Below are 21231 nucleotides of genomic sequence, written 5' to 3'. Positions count from 1 at the left end.
GGCTCCCGGCGGCAGGGATCAGCGAAGGCCCGGGCACGGTCGTGCGCCGGGCGCAGGCCGGAGGCTGCGGCGCCCCCGATGACTATCGCGCTGATCACGGGTACCAGGCTATCTCGCCGGACCCCCTGTCCGTCACGGGCCGGATCTGTACAAAAGGAGGTCGCGAACTTTGACGATGTGCGCAGTGACGTGGGCATTTTCTGGGCGTACTTATCCGGCCATGCGGCGAGCAGCGGATACGGCCTCTGCCAGGGTGTCGACGACTTCGACCCCTGCCGATTCCAGACTGCGTCGGCTGTGCGAACCACCCGTGTAGAGGACGGCTCTCGCACCCACGTGCTGCGCGGCGAGGGCATCGTCCACGGCATCCCCCACCAGAACCGTACGGGCAGCGGTGACGCCCGTCTGTTCCAGGGCCGCCATATGGCGTACGAGATGTCCGGCCTTGCTCGTGTGCGAGGGGCCGATCCGCCCGTCGACGCGCAGGAAGTGGCGGTCGATCCCGTGTGCCTGCACGAGGGGTACGAGCTTCTCGTGGGGCGCGAGGGAGAGCAGCGACTGCGTGAGCCCGTCCGCCTGCCAGTCGCGCAGCAGCTCGCGGGCCCCGGCGGTCAGCCCGGCGGTGTCGGCCGCGGCCCAGTAGTGGCGGTGGAAGGTCTCGTCCATGACCTCCCACTCGGCGTCGGTGGGCAGCCGGCCCATCAGACGCTCGTAGAACTTCGGCACCGGTACGACGTACAGCTCGCGGTAGCGCTCCAGCGTGATCGGCGCGAAGCCGAACTCGGCGAAGGAGGCGTTGGTGGCGGCGATGACGGCGTCGATGTCGTGCAGGAGTGTGCCGTTCCAGTCCCACACTATGTGCACGGGGGCGGCGGCGGGCGTGCCGGGGACGAGGGCAGTGCTCACTTCAGCAGCCCCGGGATCTCCTGGACGCCGAACCACAGCAGCTCGTGGTCCTCGGCGCCGTCCACGGTGAACTGCGCGTCGTCGTCCCCGGCGTCGGCGGCCTCCAGGGCGGCGGCGGCCGCCGTCACGTCCTGCAGGGCGTCTTCGGCGTCCACGTGCACCGCGGCGGCCACGGACAGCCGCACGGCCGCGGCGAGGGTCACCAGGCCGAGCGTGGCCTCGTCGACCCCGGGGGTCGCGGCGGCGGCCTTGTCGTCCACGTCCACGGCCACGACCACGCGCTTGCGCGGGGCGCCCGCGTCGGCGGCGAGCATCCGCAGGGAGGCGGCCGCGGCCCGCCCGAGGGCGGCGTACTCCAGCTCCTCCAGGTCGTCCGACACGTACCACTCCCGCAGCCCGGGGGTGACGGCGTACGCCCGCAGCGGGGCGGGGCCCAGCTCACCCGCCTTGTGCGCCTCGGCGAGCCCGGGGAGGGTCAGGGGGACGTACACGCGCATGGCCGGCTGCTTTCGGTAGTCGGAAACGCCCCCAGGATACGACCGACCCCGTGCACTGCGGCGACCTCCCCGCAGCGCCGGCCCCTTCCCGGCTCCGGAAGGGCGTACCGGACTCCGGTGGGTGACGGACGGCGTCCCCCTTCGGGGTGCCGGGCCGCGGCCGGGCTCCGTCCACCGCACGCCCGCGCCGGCTCCCGGACCGGCTCGGGGCCGCACGGCACCCACCCGGATAGGTGAACCGGCCCGGCCCGTCAGGGCCGCGCGGGCGCCGTTGCGAAGGGTGGTCACGGACCGTAGAAGTCCCCTACCAAGTTACCGCCCGGTACCGCTCCGGGCCCGGACTTCTCGGGGACGACCGCCATGACCAGGACCAGGAACGCCACCCGGCCCCCCGGCCGCCACGACCAGCGCCGCCCCCACCCCGCCCGCGCCCCGCGCGGCCCGCACGACTGGTTCGCGGAGCGGCTGCTCGCGGTGGTCAGCGGCCAGCGCCCCGTCCACTCGCTGCTGGGCCACACGGTCGGCCCGGCCTACGACCAGCTGGTCACGCTGGCCCCGGCGGGCCCGCTGCGCGACCGCCTGCGCCCGGTCCTGCGCCGGTGCGGCCGCTTCCACCCCGGTCCGGGCGTCATCGAAGCCTTCGCCCGCATCACGACGGGCGACCGCGTCTCGGCGATGGCCTTCCGCCTGGAACAGGGCCCGGACCTCCGCTGGCGCTGCGCGGCCATCGAAATGGACCCCCTCGCGTGAGCGGGCCTACCGGCCCGTCCACCAGGCAGCGGCCCCGGAGCCGGCGGCCGTGGTCACCAGCGTGACGAGCCAGACGGGCACACGGTGGATGATCACGTGCAGCCCGCCCCACCGCAGCTCGAACTGCGGCTGCTGCCGCCTGCTCTCAACTCGCTTGTCCATGGCCCCAGTTAAACACCGGCGACCCCCCGCTCGTCACAAGCCGCATGTGTACAAAAGCGGGGGATGAACTTTGCCGATCCGGCACAGCCACGACGTCCGGGAGCCGGTCCGCCGGGCCGGCCCGTGCGGCCCCGCACAACGGCGCCGGGGCCGGACACCGTGTGGTGTCCGGCCCCGGCGGGGGTGCCCGTACGGGCGGAGGTCACTTCTTGCGGCGACGGCCGCCGGCGGCCTTCTGCGCCTTGCGGCGCTCGGCACGGGTCATGCCGTCACCCGCCTCGTCGGCGTCGAAGTCGCCCTCGACGACCCCGCCCTCCCCGTCCACCGACGGGGCCGAGAAGTGCAGCCGGTCCGGCCGCTGCGGGGCGTCCAGGCCCTTGGCCCGGATCTCCGGACGCGCGCCCGCCGGCTCCTTGGTCAGCGAAGGCGCCGCGTCCTGCACCGGAACCTCCTCGACCTGCTGCTCGACCTGGACCTCCAGGTTGAACAGGTAGCCGACGGACTCCTCCTTGATGCCCTCCATCATGGCGTTGAACATGTCGAAGCCCTCGCGCTGGTACTCGACCAGCGGGTCCTTCTGGGCCATCGCCCGCAGGCCGATGCCCTCCTGCAGGTAGTCCATCTCGTACAGGTGCTCGCGCCACTTGCGGTCCAGCACCGACAGGACCACGCGCCGCTCCAGCTCGCGCATGATGTCGGAGCCGAGCGCCTTCTCGCGCGCCTCGTACTGCTCGTGGATGTCGTCCTTGACGGACTCCGCGATGAACTCGGCGGTGATGCCCGCGCGGTCGCCCGCCGCGTCCTCCAGCTCGGCGACGGTGACCTTGATCGGGTAGAGCTGCTTGAAGGCGCCCCACAGCCGGTCCAGGTCCCACTCCTCGGCGAAGCCCTCGACCGTCTCGGCCGCGATGTACGCGTCGATCGTGTCGTCCATGAAGAAGCGCACCTGCTCGTGCAGATCCTCGCCCTCCAGGACGCGGCGGCGCTCGCCGTAGATGACCTCGCGCTGGCTGTTGAGGACCTCGTCGTACTTCAGGACGTTCTTGCGCGTCTCGAAGTTCTGGGTCTCGACCTGCGACTGGGCCGACGCGATCGCGCGCGTCACCATCTTGTTCTCGATCGGCACGTCGTCCGGCACGTTCGCCATCGACATGACGCGCTCCACCATCTGCGCCTTGAACAGGCGCATCAGGTCGTCGCCCAGCGACAGGTAGAACCGGGACTCGCCCGGGTCGCCCTGACGGCCGGAGCGGCCGCGCAGCTGGTTGTCGATACGGCGCGACTCGTGCCGCTCGGTGCCCAGCACGTACAGCCCGCCGAGGGACTTGACCTCTTCGAACTCGGCCTTCACGGCCGCCTCGGCGCGCTCGAGCGCGGAGGGCAGCGCGTGCGCCCACTGCTCGATGTGCTCTTCCGGGTCCAGGCCCTGCTGGCGCAGCTCGGCCTCGGCCAGGTCGTCCGGGTTGCCGCCGAGCTTGATGTCGGTACCGCGGCCGGCCATGTTCGTGGCGACCGTGACGGCGCCGCGGCGGCCGGCCTGGGCGACGATCGAGGCCTCGCGCTCGTGCTGCTTCGCGTTGAGCACCTCGTGCGGGATGCCCCGCTTGGAGAGCTGCTGCGAGAGGTACTCGGACTTCTCGACCGAGGTGGTGCCGACGAGGATCGGCTGGCCCTTCTCGTGCTTCTCCGCGATGTCGTCGACGACGGCGGCGAACTTCGCGACCTCGGTCCGGTAGATCAGGTCCGGCTGGTCCTTGCGGACCATGTCGCGGTTGGTCGGGATCGGGACGACGCCGAGCTTGTAGATCTGGTGGAACTCCGCGGCCTCGGTCATGGCCGTACCGGTCATGCCCGACAGCTTGGAGTAGAGGCGGAAGAAGTTCTGGAGGGTGATCGTGGCGAGGGTCTGGTTCTCGTCCTTGATGTCCACCCCTTCCTTCGCCTCGATCGCCTGGTGCATGCCCTCGTTGTAGCGGCGGCCGGCGAGGATGCGGCCGGTGTGCTCGTCGACGATCATGACTTCGCCGTCGATGACGACGTAGTCCTTGTCCTTCTTGAACAGTTCCTTCGCCTTGATGGCGTTGTTCAGGTAGCCGACGAGCGGGGTGTTCACCGACTCGTAGAGGTTCTCGATGCCGAGCCAGTCCTCGACCTTGGCGACGCCGGCCTCGTGGATGGCGACGGTGCGCTTCTTCTCGTCGACCTCGTAGTCGCCGGTCTCCTCGATGCCCTTCAGGGGCTCGCCGGGCTCGCCCTTCTTCAGGCGGGTGACCAGCTTCGCGAAGTCGGCGTACCACTTCGTGGCCTGGTCGGCCGGGCCGGAGATGATCAGCGGGGTGCGGGCCTCGTCGACGAGGATCGAGTCGACCTCGTCGACCACGGCGAAGTTGTGGCCGCGCTGGACGAGCTCGTCCTGCGACCACGCCATGTTGTCGCGCAGGTAGTCGAAGCCGAACTCGTTGTTCGTGCCGTACGTGATGTCGCTGCCGTACTGCTCCCGGCGCTGGGCCGGGGACATGTTCGCCAGGATGCAGCCGACCTCGAGACCGAGGAACTTGTGCACCCGGCCCATCATCTCGGAGTCGCGCTCGGCCAGGTAGTCGTTCACCGTGATCAGGTGGACGCCCTTGCCGGACAGCGCGTTCAGGTATGCGGGGAGCGTGCCGACGAGGGTCTTGCCCTCACCGGTCTTCATCTCGGCGACGTAGCCGAGGTGCAGCGCGGCACCGCCCATGATCTGGACGTCGTAGTGCCGCTGGCCGAGGACGCGCTTGGCGGCCTCGCGGACGGTCGCGAACGCCTCGGGCAGCAGGTCGTCCAGGCTCTCGCCGTCCTGGTAGCGCTGCTTGTACTCGTCCGTGAGCGCCCGCAACTCGGCGTCGGAGAGGTTGACGAAGTCCTCTTCGATGGAGTTGACCTGGTCCGCGATGCGGTGCAGTTTGCGCAGGATCTTGCCTTCGCCTGCACGCATGAGCTTGTTGAAGACGGACACCGAGGTTTGTCTCCTTGCCGGTCGGGCCTGGGCACTGGTTCGTACACGGGCACGGAGGGTGGGCCCCACCGCAACGGCCATCGTAAGCGAGGACGCGGCCGCGCCGGGAGGCCCGCCGCATCCCTCAGGACACGGGCGCCCAGAAGGAGAACGTACGAGGTACCCGGAAGGTGCCGGTGTCCCCGACACGTCTTGCCCGAAAACTGCTCGCCCGGCCCGCCCCGGCCCCGCAGAATCCGTACATGGAGCCCACGACACTGAACACGGCCCGGCTGCATTTGCGCCCCTTCGTCCCCGCGGACGAGGAGGAGGTGTACACCGCGGTGCAGGACCCGGAGATCCAGCGCTGGACGATGGTCCCCTCCCCCTACTCGCGCGAGCACGCGCGCGGCTTCGTCCTGGAGACCGTCCCCGCCGGCTGGCGCGAGGACACCGCGTACAGCTTCGCGGTCCGCCTCGGGGCGGACGGCCCGCTGGTCGCGGCCGTCGGCGTGCACGTGCGCGGGCAGGGCTCGTACGAGATCGGCTACTGGGCGGCGAAGGAGCACCGGGGCCGCGGCTACATGGCCGAGGCCGTCGCCGCCGTCTCCCGCTGGGCCTTCACCGAGGTGGGCGCCGTACGGCTGGAATGGCGCGCCGAGGTCGGCAACACCGGCTCCCGGGCCGTGGCGGAGAAGACCGGCTTCCGCTTCGAGGGCGTACTGCGGGCCGCGGTGCTGCGCGGCGGCACCGCCCGGGACTCCTGGGTCGGCGCCCTGCTCCCCGCGGACCTGGGCCTGGCCCCCTCACTGCCGTACCTGCCCGCTGTCAGTGGCCGCCCCTAGGCTGGCCGGCATGACGCTCGCAGCCTCCGTGTCCCTGTCCGCCGACGAAGCGCGCCGGATCGCCCTGCGCGCGCAGGGCTTCCTCGGGGCGCCCGACCGCCGGGGCGGGGTGCGGGGAGTCCTGCGCCACCTGGGCGCCGTCCAGCTGGACACCATCTCCGTACTCGCCCGCTCGCACGAGCTGATCCCGTACGCGCGCCTGGGCGCGGTGGGCCGGCCGGCGGTCGAGTCGGCGTACTGGTCGGGCGGCCACGCCTTCGAGTACTGGTCGCACGCGGCCTGCATCCTGCCGATCGAGGAGTGGCCGCACTTCGCGTTCCGGCGCCGCTCCCGCCGGGCCCGCGGCCACCGCTGGCACATCCTGCAGGACAAGGAGCGCTCGACGCGGGCGGTCCTGGACCGCCTCAAGGCGGACGGCCCGCTGACCTCGACCGAACTGGGCGGCGCCAAGAACGGCGGCGAGTGGTTCGAGTGGTCCGAGACCAAGATCGCGGTGGAGTGGCTGCTGGACACCGGCGAGGTGGTCTGCGCCGAGCGCCGCGGCTGGAAGCGCGTCTACGACCTGCCCGAGCGGGCGGTGCCGGACGCGCTGCTCCACGACGACCTGGACGACCGCGAGTGCCTGCGCCGCCTGGTGACGCTGGCCGGGCAGAGCCTGGGCGTGGGCACCCGCGCCGACATCGCGGACTACCACCGCCTCAAGGGCGAGCAGGTCGACGCGGTGATCGCCGACTCGGGGCTGGTCCCCGTCGAGGTCGAGGGCTGGGCCAAGCCGGCCTGGGCCGACCCGGCCGCACTGGCGACGGCCCCCCGCGGCCGCCACCGCACCACCCTGCTCTCCCCGTTCGACTCCCTGGTCTGGGACCGGCCGCGCACGGAGAGGATCTTCGGCTTCACGCACCGGCTGGAGGCGTACGTCCCCAAGCCCAAGCGGATACACGGGTACTTCGCGATGCCGCTGCTGGCGGGCGGGCGCCTGCAGGGCCGGGTCGACCCGGCCCGCGAGGGCACGACGCTGGTGGCCCGGCAGCTCTCCCTGACCACCCCCGGGGCGGCCCGCCCGATGGCGCAGGCGCTGCGCGAGGCGGCGCAGTGGGTGGGCTGCGACGCCGTCCGCGTCGAGCGCGCGGGCTCCCCCGAGGAGGCCGCCGCGGTCACGGCGGCGCTGGCGCTCCTCTGACCTCAGCGGATCTCGAGGATCTTCTCCCGCATCGCGTAGACCACGGCCTCCATCCTGGAGTGCAGCTGGAGCTTCTCCAGGATGTTGCGGACGTGGTTTTTCACGGTGTTCTCGGAGATGAACAACTGCTTGGCGATGTCGCGGTTGTTCATCCCGGTCGCCACCAGCTTGAGGACTTCCAGCTCGCGGTCCGTCAGACGCGGCGCCGGCACCAGCCGCCGCTCGTCCGTGCGCTGGATCATCGACTTGAACTCGGTCAGGAGTTTCGACGCCATCGACGGGCTGATCTGCGACTGTCCGTCGGCCACCGCGCGGATCGCCGTCGCCACCTCGTCGGTCGAGATCTCCTTCAGGAGGTACCCGGTGGCGCCCGCCTTGATCGCGTCGTAGAGGTCCGCCTCCTCGTCGCTGATCGTCAGCATGATGATCTTCGCGGAGGGGGCCACCTCCTTGATCGAGGTGCACGCCTCGATCCCGCCGCGCCGGGGCATCCGCACGTCCATGAGCACGATGTCCGGCAGCAGGTCCGCCGCCTTGTCCACCGCCTCCGCGCCGTCCCCCGCCTCACCGACGACCTGGATGTCCTCCTCCTGCGCGAGGACGATCTCCAGCCCGCGCCGGAACAGGGCGTGGTCGTCGACGACGAGCACCCGGATCGGCTCGCCGCCGTCATCACCGCGCACCGGCCCGAAGCTGTCCGCCATCGTTCCTCCCCCTGCATGTACCGAGCTGCCGGGTCAACCGGACGGGAACTCCGGCCGGTTGACTGCCCGCCATGATTCCATGCCCGAGCCACCCGCCGGGGAGCCCTCGACGGCCACCTGGCGCATACGAGTCATACAGGGGCCCCCGGGGACGCCGCGGCGTCCCCGGGGGCACTTCACCGAAAATCAGGATGCGGCGTCAGCCGCCGAGCGCCCCGCCCGCGCCCGCACCGGGCTCGGCCGAGCTGGAGGCCTCGTCGGAATTGAGGTGGATCACGCCGTAGTCATAGCCGTGGCGCCGGTAGACGACGCTCGGCATCTTGGTGTCGGAGTCGACGAACAGGTAGAAGTCATGACCGACCAGTTCCATTTCGTACAGTGCCTGGTCGAGCGGCATGGGTGCCGCGGAGTGCGTCTTCTCGCGGACGATGAGCGGGCCTTCGCCCTGTACTTCCAGCGACCCGATCCGAGTGGTCGGGATCGCGTCCCCCGGCTCCTCCGTGACGGGCTGGCCGCTGCCGTTGAGCCGGGCCACGCCGGGGACCGTGTCGGCGACCTCGGCCGCCGAGAGCCGGCCGCTGCCGCGGCGGGTGTAGCGCTTGTCGTGCTGCTTGCGCAGCTGCGCCTCCAGCTTCTCCTGTGCCAGGTCGAGCGCCGCGTACGGGTCGGTGGCGGCGGCTTCGGCGCGGACCACGGGGCCCCGCGAACGCAGGGTGATCTCCACGCGGTCGGAACGGTCGGCCTGGCGCGGGTTGTGCTCCTTGGACACCTCGACGTCCAAGCTGATCACCTTGGCGTCGAGCTTCTGGATCCGCTCGGGATTCAGCTTCTCGGCCACGTGCTTGCGGAACCGCTCGGGCACCTCGGTCTTGCGGCCCTTGACGACGATGTCCACGCAGAACTCCGTTCCCGGATAGCTCCGCCTCATACGGCGAAGCGTCTCCCTTTCGCACCAGGCCCCGGTGAACACCGGAGCCACGGACTTGGCGACATTCACCTCTCGATCCGGTGCGTGTGACCAGGACTCGCCAGTTCCTTACAACCGAACATATCCCTCCATGCCGGTTGTCGGCACCCGCTACCGGACCGTACCTCCGTTCAGGTGGCTGTTCTCTCTTACTACCTGCAACGATGCGCCTTCCCCAACAGTTCCAAATCTATTCACAAGAGCGTTGCTCTGTACGGGTTGTCGACCGATTTCCTACGAAGGATCCTGCCGGAGCGGCCACCACGGCCGCCCCCGCCACCGGCCCCACCGACGCCGCCCGCAGCGCCCGGGCCGCCTCCGCGAGCGTGGCCCCGGTGGTGATCAGGTCGTCCACCAGCACGATCCGCGCGGTGGCGGGAAACGACCGCCCGCCCCCGCCGCGCACCCCCAGCGCCCCCGTCAGGTTCTCCCGGCGCTCCCGGGCCCCCAGGCCCGCCTGGTCGGCCACCGGCCGGAGCTGGCGCAGTACGGACGCCACCCGCGCGGGAACACCGGCCCGCCGCAGCCGCGCCGCGGCCGCCAGAGCCGTTCTGCGCGCCGGATCGTGCCCGCGCGCCCGCACCTGCCGGCGCGCCGAGGGCACGGGGACGAGGACCAGCTCCTCCCCCGCCGCCACGGCACCCGCGCCCGCACCCCCGCCGGCGGCCCTGTCGACGGCCACCGCCAAGGCGGCGCCGAGCGGCCCGGCCAGCGGCAGCGCCCCGCGCTCCTTGTGCGCCAGTACGACCTCCCGTACCGCCCCCTCGTACGCGGCGGCCGCATACACCGCGGGCAGCCCCGCGGGCCGCGGAGAGGGCCGTACACGGCCCGCCGCGGCCCCGCTCAGCGCCCGCGCGCAGCCGGGGCACAGCAGCACCCGGGCCGCCCCGCAGCCGCCGCAGCCGGCCGGCAGGACCAGCCCGGCGAGCTCCTGCCACCACCCCCGCATCCGTCCACTGTGCCGGGCCGCCCCAGCACCCCGCCACCCCTGTGGACAACGTGCGGCGCACCGCGAAAGCGGCGACGAAAAGGGCAGGTCAGCCCGGGTAGACCGGGGCCCGGCCACCCGGCGCCACCGTGCGCCACTGCGCCCCCGGCGGCAGCCACACGATCCCGTCCTCGTCCGAGTGCGCCACCACCGGCTTCTTCTCGTCCTCCGTCGCCGCGACCGCGTCCAGCCCCGTCGCCCCGGGCAGGCTCGCCGCGACCATCGAGCCGTCGGCCAGCATGTACCGGGCCTGCACGACCCCGCCGTTCTCCCGGCCCACCACCAGCAGCCGCCCGCGCGGCGCCCAGCTCAGCGCCGTCACGCTCGCCATCTGCGGGGCCGCCGGGCGCAGCTCGCGCACCGACACCGGCGCCGCGTCGCCCTTGCCCTCGGGCCGCTCGATCCGCCCGATGTACAGGTTCTTGCTGTTCCCCGACTGCACCAGCAGCGCGATCCGCACCCCGTCCGGCGAAGCCTTCAGCGCGGTGATCCGCCCGCCGTCCAGCCCGGCCACGTCGATCTTCTGCGGGGTCCCGGTCCCGCCCGGCACCCGGTACAGCGCCGGATTCGCCGGATCCTGGTCCGCGACCCACGCGTCGCCCGCCGCGTCCCAGCTCGGCGTGCCCAGCCCGTTCGGCTTGGCGCCCTTGCCCGTCAGCACCGGCTGCGGCATGGGCCCGGCCGTCGTCAGGTTCACCAGGTACAGCCCGTGCCCGTCCTCGGAGACCACGGCCGCGCGCTTCTCGTCGTAGGAGACGGCCGCGGAGCCCACCTTGAACCCGGGGTTCCCCGCGCTCGGCGACAGCGGCCCCGGCACCGGCTCCGGCCGGTACTGCTGGTCCTCACTGGTGACGTCGAGCTTCATCCGGACGAACCGGCCCTCGCCGTCGACGTAGTACTGGTACTCCGGCCCCTGCGGCCGGTGGGCGATGCCCGCCGCGGTCGGCTCGGTCACCGAGCACAGCGAGGAACGGTCCGAGCGCAGCAGCTCGACCCGCGCCATCCGGGAGGACGTCAGGTCCTGCACGGTGTACATGAGTTGCGCGGCCATCTTCTCGCACTGCGGCTGCGCGACGTTGTCGACCTTGTCGTTGAGCGGCACCTTCAGCACGTTCTGGCCGTCGTACGTGAGGGACTTGGTGCCCTCCCGCAGCTCGGTGCCGGTGGGGAAGCTCGAAGTGACCACGGGCCCAAGCCACTTGGACGGCCCGGCCAGCAGCGACTGCACCGTCTGCGTGGTCGGGTCCATCCGCGAGTCGGGGTCGCTGCGCTGGCGCACGTACACCGGGTCGGCGACGAGCGCGCCGCCCGCGAAGTAGTACTTGTTGACCGGCATGTAGATGCGCTGGAAGTCGGACTCGCTGAGCACGAGGCCGCTCGGCGGCGTCGCGATCCGCCACTGCTTGTTCTCCTGGACCAGCTGGAGGTACTCCTCGTAGCGGCGGCCCGCCGGTTCCGGCTGGTAGGCGCTGCGCTCGTCCACCGTCGCGAGCTTCTTGCCGGTCATCTTCCAGCGGGGGCCCGGCGCGTCCTTCTCGTTGCCCACGGAGAACCGGTCGATGCCCGCGGAGAGCACGGTGACGGCGGAACCGGGCTTCCAGTTCTTCGCCGCCTCCTCGGTGAGGTACTTGCGGGCGGTCTGCAGCTGCGGGTCGTCGCTGGTCATGGCCTCCAGGAAGCCGTCGACGATGTCGGCCGGACCGGCCTTGTCGGCCGGCGGCACCCCGAACACCCGCACCTGCGAATCGACGCCCTGCGAGGCCTTCACCTCGCGGATCTCGCCGTGGTCGGGCATGGAGGCGCAGCCCGCCAGCAGCAGCCCGGCCGCGCCGAAGGCGTACGCCCGCACCGTCCGCCACCTGCGGCGGCCGTCCCTGCGCACCCGTGCGGGCTCAGCGTCCACCTGCGCCATCCTCCCGTGCTGCTGCTGACTGCTCGGCGCCGGCGGCGCGCTCGGCCGCCACCCGGTCCGTCGCCCGGTCCGACTGCGCCTGCTCCGACGGCGCCTGCTCCGACGCCTGATCGGGATCGGCCGGGCGGGCCACCACCCGGGCCCCGCTGCCCGGCAGGGCCGTCGGGTCCGCGGGCACCGGCAGCGCACCGGCGACCGCCGAGCGGGGCGGTATCGGCGACCGGTCACCGCGGCCCGGGACCTGCTGCGCCTTCGGGGACCCCTGCGAGCCCGCCGCCTCGGCCGCGGCCCTGGCCCGGTTGGACCGGGAGTCCTCCGGCTCCAGCGGGATCGGGGACCCGCGCAGCGGCTCGTCGGCGGTCCGCGGCAGGGTCAGCCGGAACTGCGAACCGCCGCCCGGCTCGCCCCACGCCTGCAGCCAGCCGCCGTGCAGCCGCGCGTCCTCGACGGCGATGGACAGGCCCAGGCCCGTACCGCCCGTCGTCCGCGCCCGCGCCGGGTCGGCCCGCCAGAAGCGGTTGAAGACGCGGGTGGCCTCGCCGGGCTTGAGCCCGACCCCGTAGTCCCGTACGGCCACGGCCACGGCCCCGCCAGCCGAAGCGAGCCGGACCACCACGTCCCGGCCCTCGCCGTGCTCCACCGCGTTGACGACGAGGTTGCGCAGCACCCGCTCCACCCGCCGGGAGTCGGCCTCCGCTATGACGGGCTGGGTGTCGCCCAGCACCCGGATCCGGGTGCCCTTGTGCTCGGCGAGCGGCTCGGCGCCGTCGATGACCCGGCGCACGACGTCCCGCAGGTCGATCGGCTCCGCCTCCAGGGCCGCGGCGCCCGCGTCGAACCGGCTGATCTCCAGCAGGTCCGCGAGCAGCGACTCGAAGCGGTCGAGCTGGCCCGCGAGGAGCTCGGCGGAGCGGGCGGTGATCGGGTCGAAGTCGACCCGGGCGTCGTGGATGACATCGGCTGCCATCCGTACGGTCGTCAGCGGCGTGCGCAGCTCGTGCGAGACGTCGGAGACGAACCGGCGCTGCATCCGCGACAGGTCCTCCAGCTGCTGGATCTTCAGCTGGAGGTTCTGCGCCATCTTGTTGAAGGCCTCGCCCAGACGGGCGATGTCGTCCTCGCCGGTGACCTTCATCCGCTCCTGGAGCCGCCCGGCCGAGAGCCGCTCGGCGATCCCGGCGGCCATCCGCACGGGCGTCACGACCTGCCGCACCACGAGCCAGGCGATCGCGCCGAGCAGCACGACCACGAACACGCCCGCCGTGGCGATGGTGACCTTGATGAGGTTGAGGGACTCCTCCTCCTGCGTGAGCGGGAAGAGGTAGTACAGGTCGTACGGGTCCCCGTTGATGTCGGTGAGCCGCTTGCCCACGACCAGCGCGGGCTCGGGCGCCTTGTCCCCGGACCCGGCGGTGTAGCGGATCTGCGAGAAGGTCTTGAAGGTGCCGGTCGCGTGGTTGACGTCCCGGCGCAGCGCCGCGGGGACGCTCGCCGTCGGGTCCACGTTCCCGGAGGCACGGGCACCCTTGACGCCCGAGACGAACGGCCCGCTCGGCTGCCCGCCCGCGTCGGGGCCGGCACCGAGCGCGACCACCTCGAAGGCGGTCTGGCCGCCACTGGCGAGCTGTTTGACCAGCGAGTTCATCCAGGTACTGGCGTCCCGGCCGACCTTGTTGTCGGTGGCGTCGGGCCCGTCCACCGCCGAGGGCGTGTTGGCCTTCTCCTGCGCGACGGCGAAACCGCCCGCCGCCTGGCTCTGCGCGGCCTCCTCCTTGGCGTCGAGGAGCCCCTTGCTGACCTGCGCGATCACCACGAAGCCCAGCGCGAGGACCACCGCCAGCGACATCAGCAGCGTCGCCGCGACCACGCGCAGCTGGATGTTGCGCCGCCACAGCCGGACAGCCGGAAGCAGCGGTCGTCGTACGAGGCGTACGAACAACCGCAGCACCGGTCCGCCCGGCGCTCCGTCGGCCATCTGACGGAGCTGCCGGCCTCCCCTCAGGACTCCTCGGCGGGAGCCGCTGCGGGGCTTGCCGGGCGGCACGTCAGCTCGGTCCGGCCTTGTAGCCGACACCGCGCACCGTCACGACGATCTCGGGGCGCTCCGGGTCCTTCTCGACCTTGGAGCGCAGCCGCTGCACATGCACGTTCACGAGGCGGGTGTCCGCCGCGTGCCGGTAGCCCCAGACCTGCTCCAGCAGCACCTCGCGGGTGAACACCTGCCAGGGCTTGCGCGCGAGGGCGACCAGCAGGTCGAACTCGAGCGGGGTCAGGGCGATCGAGGCGCCGTCACGCTTGACCGAGTGCCCGGCCACGTCGATGACCAGGTCACCGATGGCCAGCTGCTCGGGCGCGGGCTCCTCCGACCGGCGCAGGCGGGCCCGGATGCGGGCCACCAGCTCCTTCGGCTTGAACGGCTTGACGATGTAGTCGTCGGCCCCGGACTCCAGGCCCACGACCACGTCCACCGTGTCGCTCTTCGCGGTGAGCATGACGATCGGCACGCCTGATTCGGCCCGGATCAGTCTGCAGACCTCTATGCCGTCCCGACCGGGAAGCATGAGGTCGAGCAGCACGAGATCCGGCTTCGCCTCGCGGAAGGCAGCCAGCGCCTTGTCACCGTCAGCTACGAACGACGGCTCAAAACCTTCTCCACGCAGCACAATGCCGAGCATCTCGGCCAGCGCGGTGTCGTCGTCGACGACAAGGACTCGTCCCTTCATGCTTGACATCATCCCATTAGCCAATCGTTACCCGGCGGTGAGCTGTCCCACAGCCAAAAGGGCTGGAAATCGCCCCTCGGACCTGCGTGGACATCAGCGCGACCAGTCTGCCCCGCATCCGGGCGACAATTGAAGGCGCGGGCTGCCGGAGATCCGGGGGGACGGCCGGTCCGCTCAACGTTCCCACGTGGCACGATGGCAGCCGAACGGCCCCCGCCCCCGCAGTGCACGTGTAAGGAGCGACGATGAACGACTCCCCGGGCTGGGCCGCGCCCGGACCCTCCCCGTCCGACGGCGAGCAGCCGGGCACGCCCGACGGCCAGGGCGCCGCCGACGGCGCACAGCCGCCCGCGCAGCAGCCCCCCGCCGGCGGACCGAAGTGGTCCGCCGAGCAGCCGCCGCCCGGCGAGTGGTCCAGCCCCGGCAGCCCCCAGGCACCCCCGACCCCGCCCCAGCAGCCGCAGCCGGGCACGGGCTGGGGATCGTACGGCGGCCCACAGGGCCCCCAGGGAGGCCGCTACGGCCACCCCGGCGCCCCCGGCCAGTGGGGCAAGCCCCCGGCCGCCAAGCCCGGCGTGATCCCCCTGCGCCCCCTGGACCTGGGCGAGATCCTCGACGGCGCCGTCGCCACCATGCGCAGCCACTGGCGCTCGGTCCTGCCGATCACCCTGGTCGTGGCCACCGTCGTCCAGGTCATCACCGTTGTCGTGCAGAAGTACACGCTCTCCGACCTGCCCGTCACCTCCGGCGACGAGGCGAGCCTGCGCGAACTGGTCGACGCCCTCGGCGGCAGCATGCTCGCCCTGATCGCGAACGGGTTCATCCAGCTCATCGGCACCATCGTGGCCACCGCCATGCTCACGATGATCTTCAGCCGGGCCGTCCTCGGCCACGGCTCCACGATCGGCACCGCCTGGCGCGAGGCCCGCCCCCAGCTCCTGCGCCTGCTCGGCCTGACCCTCCTGCTCGGCATCGGCGGCGCCGCCCTCGTCGGCGTCCTGCTCCTGCCCGGCATCGCCCTGGGCAGCCTCGGCCTCGGCCTCCTCGGCGGCTTCGCCGCCCTGCCGCTCATCCTCTGGCTCGGGATCAAGTTCAGCCTGGCCTCGCCCGCCCTGATGCTGGAGAAGAGCAGCGTGGCCACCTCGCTGCGCCGCTCCTCGCGGCTCGTCCAGGGCTCCTGGTGGCGCATCTTCGGCATCACCGCCCTGACCGGCCTCATCACCACCTTCGTCTCCGCCATCATCGTCTGGCCTCTGACGGCCGTCGGGCTCGCGATCGGCCTCGCCGACGGCGGAGTGTCCGGCCTGGAGGACGGCACCGCCGCCACCGGCTGGGCCGCCCTCATCCTCTCGGCGGTCGGCGCTGTCATCGCGCAGACCATCACCATGCCGATCCAGTCGGGCGTCACCGTCCTCCTCTACGTCGACCAGCGCATCCGCCGCGAAGCCCTCGACCTGGAACTCGCCCGGGCGGCGGGCCTGGAGAACTACGGCTCGCACCCGGCCGCACCGCCGACCGGAGGCTGATGCGCCGATGATGAGTACGGGGGGCCTCATCACACGCTCCGCGGCGCTCCTGCTGACCGCGGAGAAACCACCGGTCACGACACCGCGCGGTCCCGCCCGCGAGGCGGCCGAACGCGAGCTGTCCAAGCCGCTGTACCACCAGGACGACCCGGGACTGCTCCAGCGCGCCCTGGACCGCTTCTGGGAGTGGGTCGGCAACCTCTTCGACCACGCCTCGGGCGCCACCCCCGGCGGCACCCTGGGCCTGGTCGCGATCGCCGCCCTGGCCGCCCTCGGCATCGCCGCCCTGTGGTGGCGGCTCGGCTCCCCCCGCCGGACCGCCACCGCCTCGGCCGCCCTCTTCGGCGACGGCCTGCGCAGCGCCGCCGACCACCGCACCGCCGCCGAGGCCTACGCCGCCGAGAGCCGCTGGACCGCCGCCGTCCAGGAACGCATGCGGGCCGTCGTCCGCTCCCTGGAGGAGCGCACCGTGCTCGACCCGCGCCCCGGCCGCACCGCCGACGAGGCCGCCGCCGAAGCCGCCGCCTCCCTCCCGGACCACGCCGAAGCCCTCCGCGCGGCGGCCCGCGCCTTCGACGACGTCACCTACGGCGGCCGCACCGCCAACGCCGAGACGTACGCCCACCTGCGCACCCTGGACCTCGCCCTGACCCGGACGAAGCCCCTCCTGACGGGCACCCCCTCATGACGGCCCCCCACCCGGGCACCCCCGGCACCGCCGACCCCGCCGACCCCGCGCCCGGCCCGGCCGCGCACACCCCCGGACCGCCCGGCACCCGCCACGGCGCGACCCCGGCCGACGCCACGGCGGCGGGCGCGGCCCCCGGCGGCGCCACCCGCACGGCAGCCCCCGGCACCACACCCGCCACCCTCTGGCGCCGCGGCCGCGGCTTCCTGATCTGCCTCGGCATCCTGCTCGTCGCCGCCGTCACCCTCGCCGCCCTCACATCCGGCAGCCGCCACGGCCGACTCGACCCGCGCTCCGCCGACCCCGACGGCAGCAGGGCCGTGGCCGAGCTCCTCCAGGCCCGCGGAGTCACCACCCGCGTCGTCACCACCGCCCGCGAAGCCGCCGCCGCGGCCGGCCCCGGCACCACCCTGCTGGTCACCGACCCCGACCGGCTCGGCGAGAGCCAGCTGCGCGCCATCCGCTCCGCCATCGACCTCTCCGGCGGCCGCACCGTCCTGCTCGCCCCCGGCAGCCCCAGCCTCCCCGACCTGGCCCCCGCCGCCCGCACCAAGGGCATCGCCTTCGACCAGGACCTCGACCCCGGCTGCGCCCTGCCCGCCGCCCTCTCGGCCGGCCGCGCGGCCACCGGCGGCGACCACCGCTACACCACCGACGGAGCCACCGGCACCGCCTGCTACCCCAGCGGCGGCCACCCCACCCTCCTCGTCCTCCCCACCGGCACCACCGGCGGCGACACCGTCCTCCTCGGCTCCGAGACGATCCTCCTCAACAAGGAGCTCGCCTCCGAGGGCAACGCCTCCCTCGCCCTCCAACTCCTCGGCTCCCGCCCCGACCTCGTCTGGTACCTGCCCTCCCTCGCCGACGCCCAGGACGAAGGCCCCGCCCAGGAGCGGAGCTTCCTCGATCTCCTCCCCCGCGGCTGGAGCTGGGCCTTCCTCCAGCTCTTCGTCGCCGCCGCCCTCGCCGCCCTCTGGCGCGCCCGCCGGCTCGGCCCCCTCGTCACCGAGAAGCTGCCCGTCGCCATCCGCGCCTCCGAGACCACCGAGGGCCGCGCCCGCCTCTACCGCAAGGCCGACGCCCGCGACCGAGCCGCCACCGTGCTGCGCGCCGCCGCCCGTGAACGCCTGGCCGCCCTGGTCGGCGTACCACCCGCCCAGGCCCACGACCCCGCGGCCCTGCTCCCCGCCGTATCCGGACGCCTGACGGAGCGCCGGCAAGACCTGACCGCCCTCCTCTTCGGCACCACACCCGCCACCGACGCGGCGCTCGTCGCGCTCGCCGACCACCTCGACGCCCTCGAAAGAGAGGTCCGCACCTCATGACGGCCACCACGGACAGCGCCCGCTCCTCCCTGGAAGCGATCCGCACCGAGATCGGAAAGGCCGTCGTCGGCCAGGACTCGGCCGTCACCGGTCTCGTCGTCGCCCTCCTGTGCCGCGGCCACGTCCTCCTCGAAGGCGTACCCGGCGTCGCGAAGACCCTCCTCGTGCGGGCCCTCGCCGCCTCCCTCGAACTCGACACCAAACGCGTCCAGTTCACCCCGGACCTGATGCCCAGCGACGTCACCGGCTCGCTCGTCTACGACGCCCGCACCGCCGAGTTCTCCTTCCAGAACGGCCCGGTCTTCACCAACCTCCTCCTCGCGGACGAGATCAACCGGACCCCGCCCAAGACCCAGTCCTCCCTCCTCGAGGCCATGGAGGAGCGCCAGGTCACCGTCGACGGCACCCCGCGCGCGCTGCCCGAGCCCTTCCTCGTCGCCGCCACGATGAACCCCGTCGAGTACGAGGGCACTTACCCCCTCCCCGAGGCCCAGCTCGACCGCTTCCTCCTCAAGCTCACGGTGCCCCTCCCCTCCCGCGAGGACGAGATCGGCGTACTGACCCGGCACGCGGCCGGCTTCAACCCCCGCGACCTCCACGCCGCGGGCCTGCGCGCCGTCGCGGGCCCGGCCGAGCTCGAAGCCGCCCGCGAGGCCGTCGCCAAGGTGTCCGTCTCCCCCGAGATCGCCGGGTACGTCGTCGACGTCTGCCGCGCCACCCGCGAATCGCCTTCCCTCACCCTCGGCGTCTCCCCTCGCGGCGCGACCGCCCTGCTGGCCACCGCCCGCGCCTGGGCCTGGCTCACCGGCCGCGACTACGTCACCCCCGACGACGTCAAGGCCCTCGCCCTGCCGACCCTGCGCCACCGCGTCCAGCTCCGCCCCGAGGCCGAGATGGAAGGGGTCACGGCCGATGCCGTCATCACCGCGATCCTGTCCCACGTCCCCGTCCCGCGCTGATGGCCCTCACCGGACGCGCCGCCCTGCTGGCGGCCCTCGGCAGCCTCCCCGTCGGCATCCTCGAACCGAGCTGGACGGGGATGCTCGCCGTCAACGGCACCCTCGCCCTGGCCTGCGCCGTCGACTACGCCCTCGCGGCCCCGGTCCGAAGCCTCACCTTCACCCGCTCGGGTGACACCTCCGTCCGCCTCGGCGAGCCCGCCGAGGTCCACCTCACCGTCACCAACCCGGGAACCCGCCCGCTGCGCGCCCGGATCCGCGACGCCTGGCCGCCCAGCAGCTGGCTCCCGGGCACCGAGACGGACGCCTCCCGGCACACCCTCGCGATCCCGGCCGGGGAACGCCGCCGGATCACCACCCGGCTGCTCCCCACCCGCCGCGGAGACCGGCGCGCCGACCGCGTGACGGTCCGCTCGTACGGACCGCTCGGCCTGCTCGCCCGCCAGGGCACCCACACCGTCCCCTGGACGGTCCGGGTCCTGCCGCCCTTCACCAGCCGCAAGCACCTCCCCTCGCGCCTGGCCCGCCTGCGCGAACTGGACGGCCGTACGAGCGTCCTGACCCGCGGCGAGGGCACCGAGTTCGACAGCCTCCGCGACTACGTCCCCGGCGACGACACCCGCTCCATCGACTGGCGGGCCACCGCCCGCCAGCACAAGGTCGCCGTCCGCACCTGGCGTCCGGAACGCGACCGGCACATCCTGATCTGCCTGGACACCGGCCGTACGTCGGCGGGCCGCGTCGGCGACGCCCCCCGCCTGGACTCGGCCATGGACGCGGCCCTGCTGCTGGCCGCCCTCGCCTCCCGCGCCGGTGACCGCGTCGACCTGCTGGCCCACGACCGCCGCACCCGCGCGCAGGTCGCCGGCCGCGCGGCCGGCGACGTCCTGCCCGCCTTCGTCAACGCCATGGCCACGCTGGAACCGGAACTCGTCGAAACCGACGCCCGCACCCTGGTCTCCACCATCCTCCGCAACGCCCCGCGCCGGTCCCTGGTGGTCCTCCTGACGAGCCTGGACGCCGCCCCGGTAGAGGAAGGCCTGCTCCCGCTCCTCCCCCGCCTCACCCAGCGCCACACGGTCCTGCTGGCCTCGGTGGCGGACCCCCGGGTCGAGGAGATGTCCCGCTCCCGCGGCACGCTCGAAGCGGTCTACGAGGCCGCGGCCGGCACCCAGTCCCAGGCCACCCGCCGCCGCACCGCGGACCAGCTGTCCCGCCACGGAGTCCACGTCGTCGACGCCACCCCGGACACCCTGGCCCCGGCCCTGGCCGATGCCTACCTGGCCCTGAAATCCGCAGGCCGCCTCTAGCGGGTGCCCACTGGATACGCTGGTCGGGCACCCACCAGGAGGAGCACCATGGCCGACCTCACCCCTGAGCAGATCCGCCGCATGCACGACTTCGCGGAGCAGCTCGCGGAGCTGGCCGAGCATCAGGAAGACCAGTGAAAGGTGCAGACCACCGACGGTCAGATCTTCCTCACGATGATGAGCCCACCGCTCCCCATGGGCTTAACGTGGTGCGGCTACGCCGCCAGATCGAGGCTCAGACACCCGAGGTCATGGCCGTCAACGACACGAACATGGGCGATCCACTCACCGGTCTGACCAAAGTCCCCAACCTCATGGTCATCGCCGAAGAGGACACGGACGACACGGCGAAGGTCGTCAATTCGCGCGATGTCCTGATGGTGGTGGAGGTCGTCTCCCGTACGAATTCCCTCACCGACATCCGCGACAAGCTGCACGACTACCCCCGCATGAGTGTCCCGCTGTACGTCGTGGTGGATCCCCGCAAGGACAAGAAGTCCGTCACGGTGCACAGCGACCCCTCGGAGGGACCCGACGGCATCCGCTACCGCAAGAAGGTCCCGTACGCGTTCGGGGACACCGTCACCGCCGGCCGCTGGACGCTCGACACCGCCAGCCTCAAGAGCTACCCCGCCGACTGGTAAGGAAAGCGGAACCGGATTGCTCACGGGCCAAACGGGCCCAGAACGCAGAAAAGCCCCGCACCATAAGGTGCGGGGCTTCCCCACAATGATTGTTCGGCGGCGTCCTACTCTCCCACAGGGTCCCCCCTGCAGTACCATCGGCGCTGAAAGGCTTAGCTTCCGGGTTCGGAATGT

19 protein-coding genes and 1 rRNA gene are annotated in these 21231 nt (G+C 72.6%); 9 read left to right on the top strand and 11 right to left on the bottom strand.

From position 1 onward, the window contains the following. Nucleotides 1-210 precede the first annotated feature (210 nt). Both ACFY1T_RS27325 and ACFY1T_RS27320 read right to left on the bottom strand, forming a co-directional pair. The gene (locus ACFY1T_RS27325) at nucleotides 211-906 is read right to left on the bottom strand and encodes an HAD family hydrolase (protein ID WP_234435580.1); all 696 of its coding nucleotides are present in this window, start codon (nucleotides 904-906) and stop codon (nucleotides 211-213) included. Next, nucleotides 903-1403, bottom strand: coding sequence for a DUF6912 family protein (locus ACFY1T_RS27320; RefSeq protein WP_390790523.1), 501 nt, complete (start codon nucleotides 1401-1403; stop codon nucleotides 903-905). The genes ACFY1T_RS27325 and ACFY1T_RS27320 overlap by 4 nt, the downstream gene beginning before the upstream one ends. A 360-nt stretch (nucleotides 1404-1763) precedes the next feature. Between ACFY1T_RS27320 and ACFY1T_RS27315 the strand changes: the two genes are divergently transcribed. Next, a complete protein-coding gene (locus ACFY1T_RS27315) occupies nucleotides 1764-2153 on the top strand; it encodes an Rv3235 family protein (protein ID WP_390790522.1) in 390 nt (129 codons plus the stop codon). A 6-nt stretch (nucleotides 2154-2159) separates the two neighbouring features. Here ACFY1T_RS27315 and ACFY1T_RS27310 read toward each other — a convergent pair whose 3' ends face one another. After that, nucleotides 2160-2315: a hypothetical protein gene (locus ACFY1T_RS27310; RefSeq protein WP_158734354.1), complete on the bottom strand. Its 156-nt coding sequence runs from the start codon at nucleotides 2313-2315 to the stop codon at nucleotides 2160-2162. A gap of 202 nt (nucleotides 2316-2517) precedes the next feature. After that, a complete protein-coding gene (gene secA, locus ACFY1T_RS27305; RefSeq protein WP_030866682.1) occupies nucleotides 2518-5307 on the bottom strand; it encodes a preprotein translocase subunit SecA in 2790 nt (929 codons plus the stop codon). A gap of 242 nt (nucleotides 5308-5549) precedes the next feature. On the opposite strand from secA, the gene ACFY1T_RS27300 reads away from it, so the two are divergent. Continuing rightward, nucleotides 5550-6131, top strand: a complete 582-nt coding sequence (locus ACFY1T_RS27300; protein ID WP_030866683.1) for a GNAT family N-acetyltransferase — start codon at nucleotides 5550-5552, stop codon at nucleotides 6129-6131. 10 nt (nucleotides 6132-6141) lie between these two features. Next, nucleotides 6142-7311: a winged helix-turn-helix domain-containing protein gene (locus ACFY1T_RS27295; protein WP_390790521.1), complete on the top strand. Its 1170-nt coding sequence runs from the start codon at nucleotides 6142-6144 to the stop codon at nucleotides 7309-7311. Between the two features lie 2 nt (nucleotides 7312-7313). Here ACFY1T_RS27295 and ACFY1T_RS27290 read toward each other — a convergent pair whose 3' ends face one another. From ACFY1T_RS27290 to mtrA, 6 genes are all read right to left on the bottom strand, one after another. Then, the gene (locus ACFY1T_RS27290; RefSeq protein WP_030866691.1) at nucleotides 7314-8015 is read right to left on the bottom strand and encodes a response regulator transcription factor; all 702 of its coding nucleotides are present in this window, start codon (nucleotides 8013-8015) and stop codon (nucleotides 7314-7316) included. Nucleotides 8016-8214: 199 nt separating this feature from the next. Continuing rightward, complete coding sequence (gene hpf, locus ACFY1T_RS27285; protein WP_390790621.1) at nucleotides 8215-8910, bottom strand: ribosome hibernation-promoting factor, HPF/YfiA family; 696 nt, start codon at nucleotides 8908-8910, stop codon at nucleotides 8215-8217. Nucleotides 8911-9172: 262 nt separating this feature from the next. Further along, a complete protein-coding gene (locus ACFY1T_RS27280; RefSeq protein ID WP_390790520.1) occupies nucleotides 9173-9931 on the bottom strand; it encodes a ComF family protein in 759 nt (252 codons plus the stop codon). A gap of 88 nt (nucleotides 9932-10019) precedes the next feature. After that, nucleotides 10020-11873, bottom strand: a complete 1854-nt coding sequence (locus tag ACFY1T_RS27275) for an LpqB family beta-propeller domain-containing protein (protein ID WP_390790519.1) — start codon at nucleotides 11871-11873, stop codon at nucleotides 10020-10022. Continuing rightward, nucleotides 11863-13857, bottom strand: a complete 1995-nt coding sequence (gene mtrB, locus ACFY1T_RS27270; protein WP_390790518.1) for an MtrAB system histidine kinase MtrB — start codon at nucleotides 13855-13857, stop codon at nucleotides 11863-11865. Before mtrB ends, ACFY1T_RS27275 begins: the two co-directional genes overlap by 11 nt. Before the next feature lie 70 nt (nucleotides 13858-13927). Next, nucleotides 13928-14617 carry a two-component system response regulator MtrA gene (mtrA, locus tag ACFY1T_RS27265; RefSeq protein ID WP_189973359.1) on the bottom strand — a complete coding sequence of 230 codons (690 nt, stop codon included), beginning with the start codon at nucleotides 14615-14617 and terminating at the stop codon, nucleotides 13928-13930. Between the two features lie 233 nt (nucleotides 14618-14850). On the opposite strand from mtrA, the gene ACFY1T_RS27260 reads away from it, so the two are divergent. The 6 genes from ACFY1T_RS27260 to ACFY1T_RS27235 all read left to right on the top strand — a co-directional run bounded on the left by ACFY1T_RS27260 (nucleotide 14851) and on the right by ACFY1T_RS27235 (nucleotide 21057). Then, nucleotides 14851-16131 carry a hypothetical protein gene (locus ACFY1T_RS27260; protein ID WP_390790517.1) on the top strand — a complete coding sequence of 427 codons (1281 nt, stop codon included), beginning with the start codon at nucleotides 14851-14853 and terminating at the stop codon, nucleotides 16129-16131. Between the two features lie 7 nt (nucleotides 16132-16138). Continuing rightward, nucleotides 16139-16819: a DUF4129 domain-containing protein gene (locus ACFY1T_RS27255; protein WP_390790516.1), complete on the top strand. Its 681-nt coding sequence runs from the start codon at nucleotides 16139-16141 to the stop codon at nucleotides 16817-16819. Further along, on the top strand, nucleotides 16816-18144 hold the full coding sequence (locus ACFY1T_RS27250; protein WP_390790515.1) for a DUF4350 domain-containing protein: 1329 nt from the start codon (nucleotides 16816-16818) through the stop codon (nucleotides 18142-18144). Before ACFY1T_RS27255 ends, ACFY1T_RS27250 begins: the two co-directional genes overlap by 4 nt. Further along, a complete protein-coding gene (locus tag ACFY1T_RS27245; RefSeq protein WP_390790514.1) occupies nucleotides 18141-19103 on the top strand; it encodes an AAA family ATPase in 963 nt (320 codons plus the stop codon). Before ACFY1T_RS27250 ends, ACFY1T_RS27245 begins: the two co-directional genes overlap by 4 nt. Continuing rightward, nucleotides 19103-20413 carry a DUF58 domain-containing protein gene (locus ACFY1T_RS27240; RefSeq protein ID WP_390790513.1) on the top strand — a complete coding sequence of 437 codons (1311 nt, stop codon included), beginning with the start codon at nucleotides 19103-19105 and terminating at the stop codon, nucleotides 20411-20413. Before ACFY1T_RS27245 ends, ACFY1T_RS27240 begins: the two co-directional genes overlap by 1 nt. A 134-nt stretch (nucleotides 20414-20547) precedes the next feature. Then, on the top strand, nucleotides 20548-21057 hold the full coding sequence (locus ACFY1T_RS27235; protein ID WP_390790512.1) for a Uma2 family endonuclease: 510 nt from the start codon (nucleotides 20548-20550) through the stop codon (nucleotides 21055-21057). Between the two features lie 91 nt (nucleotides 21058-21148). Here the strand turns inward: ACFY1T_RS27235 and rrf are convergent. Continuing rightward, nucleotides 21149-21231 (bottom strand): 5S ribosomal RNA (gene rrf / locus ACFY1T_RS27230); the annotation flags it as partial.

The organism is Streptomyces sp. NPDC001194 (assembly GCF_042896985.1).
In the GTDB taxonomy this organism is placed as follows: Bacteria; Actinomycetota; Actinomycetes; order Streptomycetales; family Streptomycetaceae; genus Streptomyces.
Note: the sequence above shows the minus strand (reverse complement) of the source record. Positions and strands in the feature narration are given on the sequence as shown.

Bases quoted from the DNA above. Each gene is read 5' to 3' on its own strand.
- ACFY1T_RS27320 (WP_390790523.1), bottom strand. From the start codon at position 1,403: ATGCGCGTGTACGTCCCCCTGACCCTCCCCGGGCTCGCCGAGGCGCAC.
- ACFY1T_RS27315 (WP_390790522.1), top strand. From the start codon at position 1,764: ATGACCAGGACCAGGAACGCCACCCGGCCCCCCGGCCGCCACGACCAG.
- ACFY1T_RS27310 (WP_158734354.1), bottom strand. From the start codon at position 2,315: ATGGACAAGCGAGTTGAGAGCAGGCGGCAGCAGCCGCAGTTCGAGCTG.
- ACFY1T_RS27300 (WP_030866683.1), top strand. From the start codon at position 5,550: ATGGAGCCCACGACACTGAACACGGCCCGGCTGCATTTGCGCCCCTTC.
- ACFY1T_RS27295 (WP_390790521.1), top strand. From the start codon at position 6,142: ATGACGCTCGCAGCCTCCGTGTCCCTGTCCGCCGACGAAGCGCGCCGG.
- ACFY1T_RS27290 (WP_030866691.1), bottom strand. From the start codon at position 8,015: ATGGCGGACAGCTTCGGGCCGGTGCGCGGTGATGACGGCGGCGAGCCG.
- ACFY1T_RS27280 (WP_390790520.1), bottom strand. From the start codon at position 9,931: ATGCGGGGGTGGTGGCAGGAGCTCGCCGGGCTGGTCCTGCCGGCCGGC.
- mtrB (WP_390790518.1), bottom strand. From the start codon at position 13,857: ATGGCCGACGGAGCGCCGGGCGGACCGGTGCTGCGGTTGTTCGTACGC.
- mtrA (WP_189973359.1), bottom strand. From the start codon at position 14,617: ATGATGTCAAGCATGAAGGGACGAGTCCTTGTCGTCGACGACGACACC.
- ACFY1T_RS27260 (WP_390790517.1), top strand. From the start codon at position 14,851: ATGAACGACTCCCCGGGCTGGGCCGCGCCCGGACCCTCCCCGTCCGAC.
- ACFY1T_RS27255 (WP_390790516.1), top strand. From the start codon at position 16,139: ATGATGAGTACGGGGGGCCTCATCACACGCTCCGCGGCGCTCCTGCTG.
- ACFY1T_RS27250 (WP_390790515.1), top strand. From the start codon at position 16,816: ATGACGGCCCCCCACCCGGGCACCCCCGGCACCGCCGACCCCGCCGAC.
- ACFY1T_RS27245 (WP_390790514.1), top strand. From the start codon at position 18,141: ATGACGGCCACCACGGACAGCGCCCGCTCCTCCCTGGAAGCGATCCGC.
- ACFY1T_RS27240 (WP_390790513.1), top strand. From the start codon at position 19,103: ATGGCCCTCACCGGACGCGCCGCCCTGCTGGCGGCCCTCGGCAGCCTC.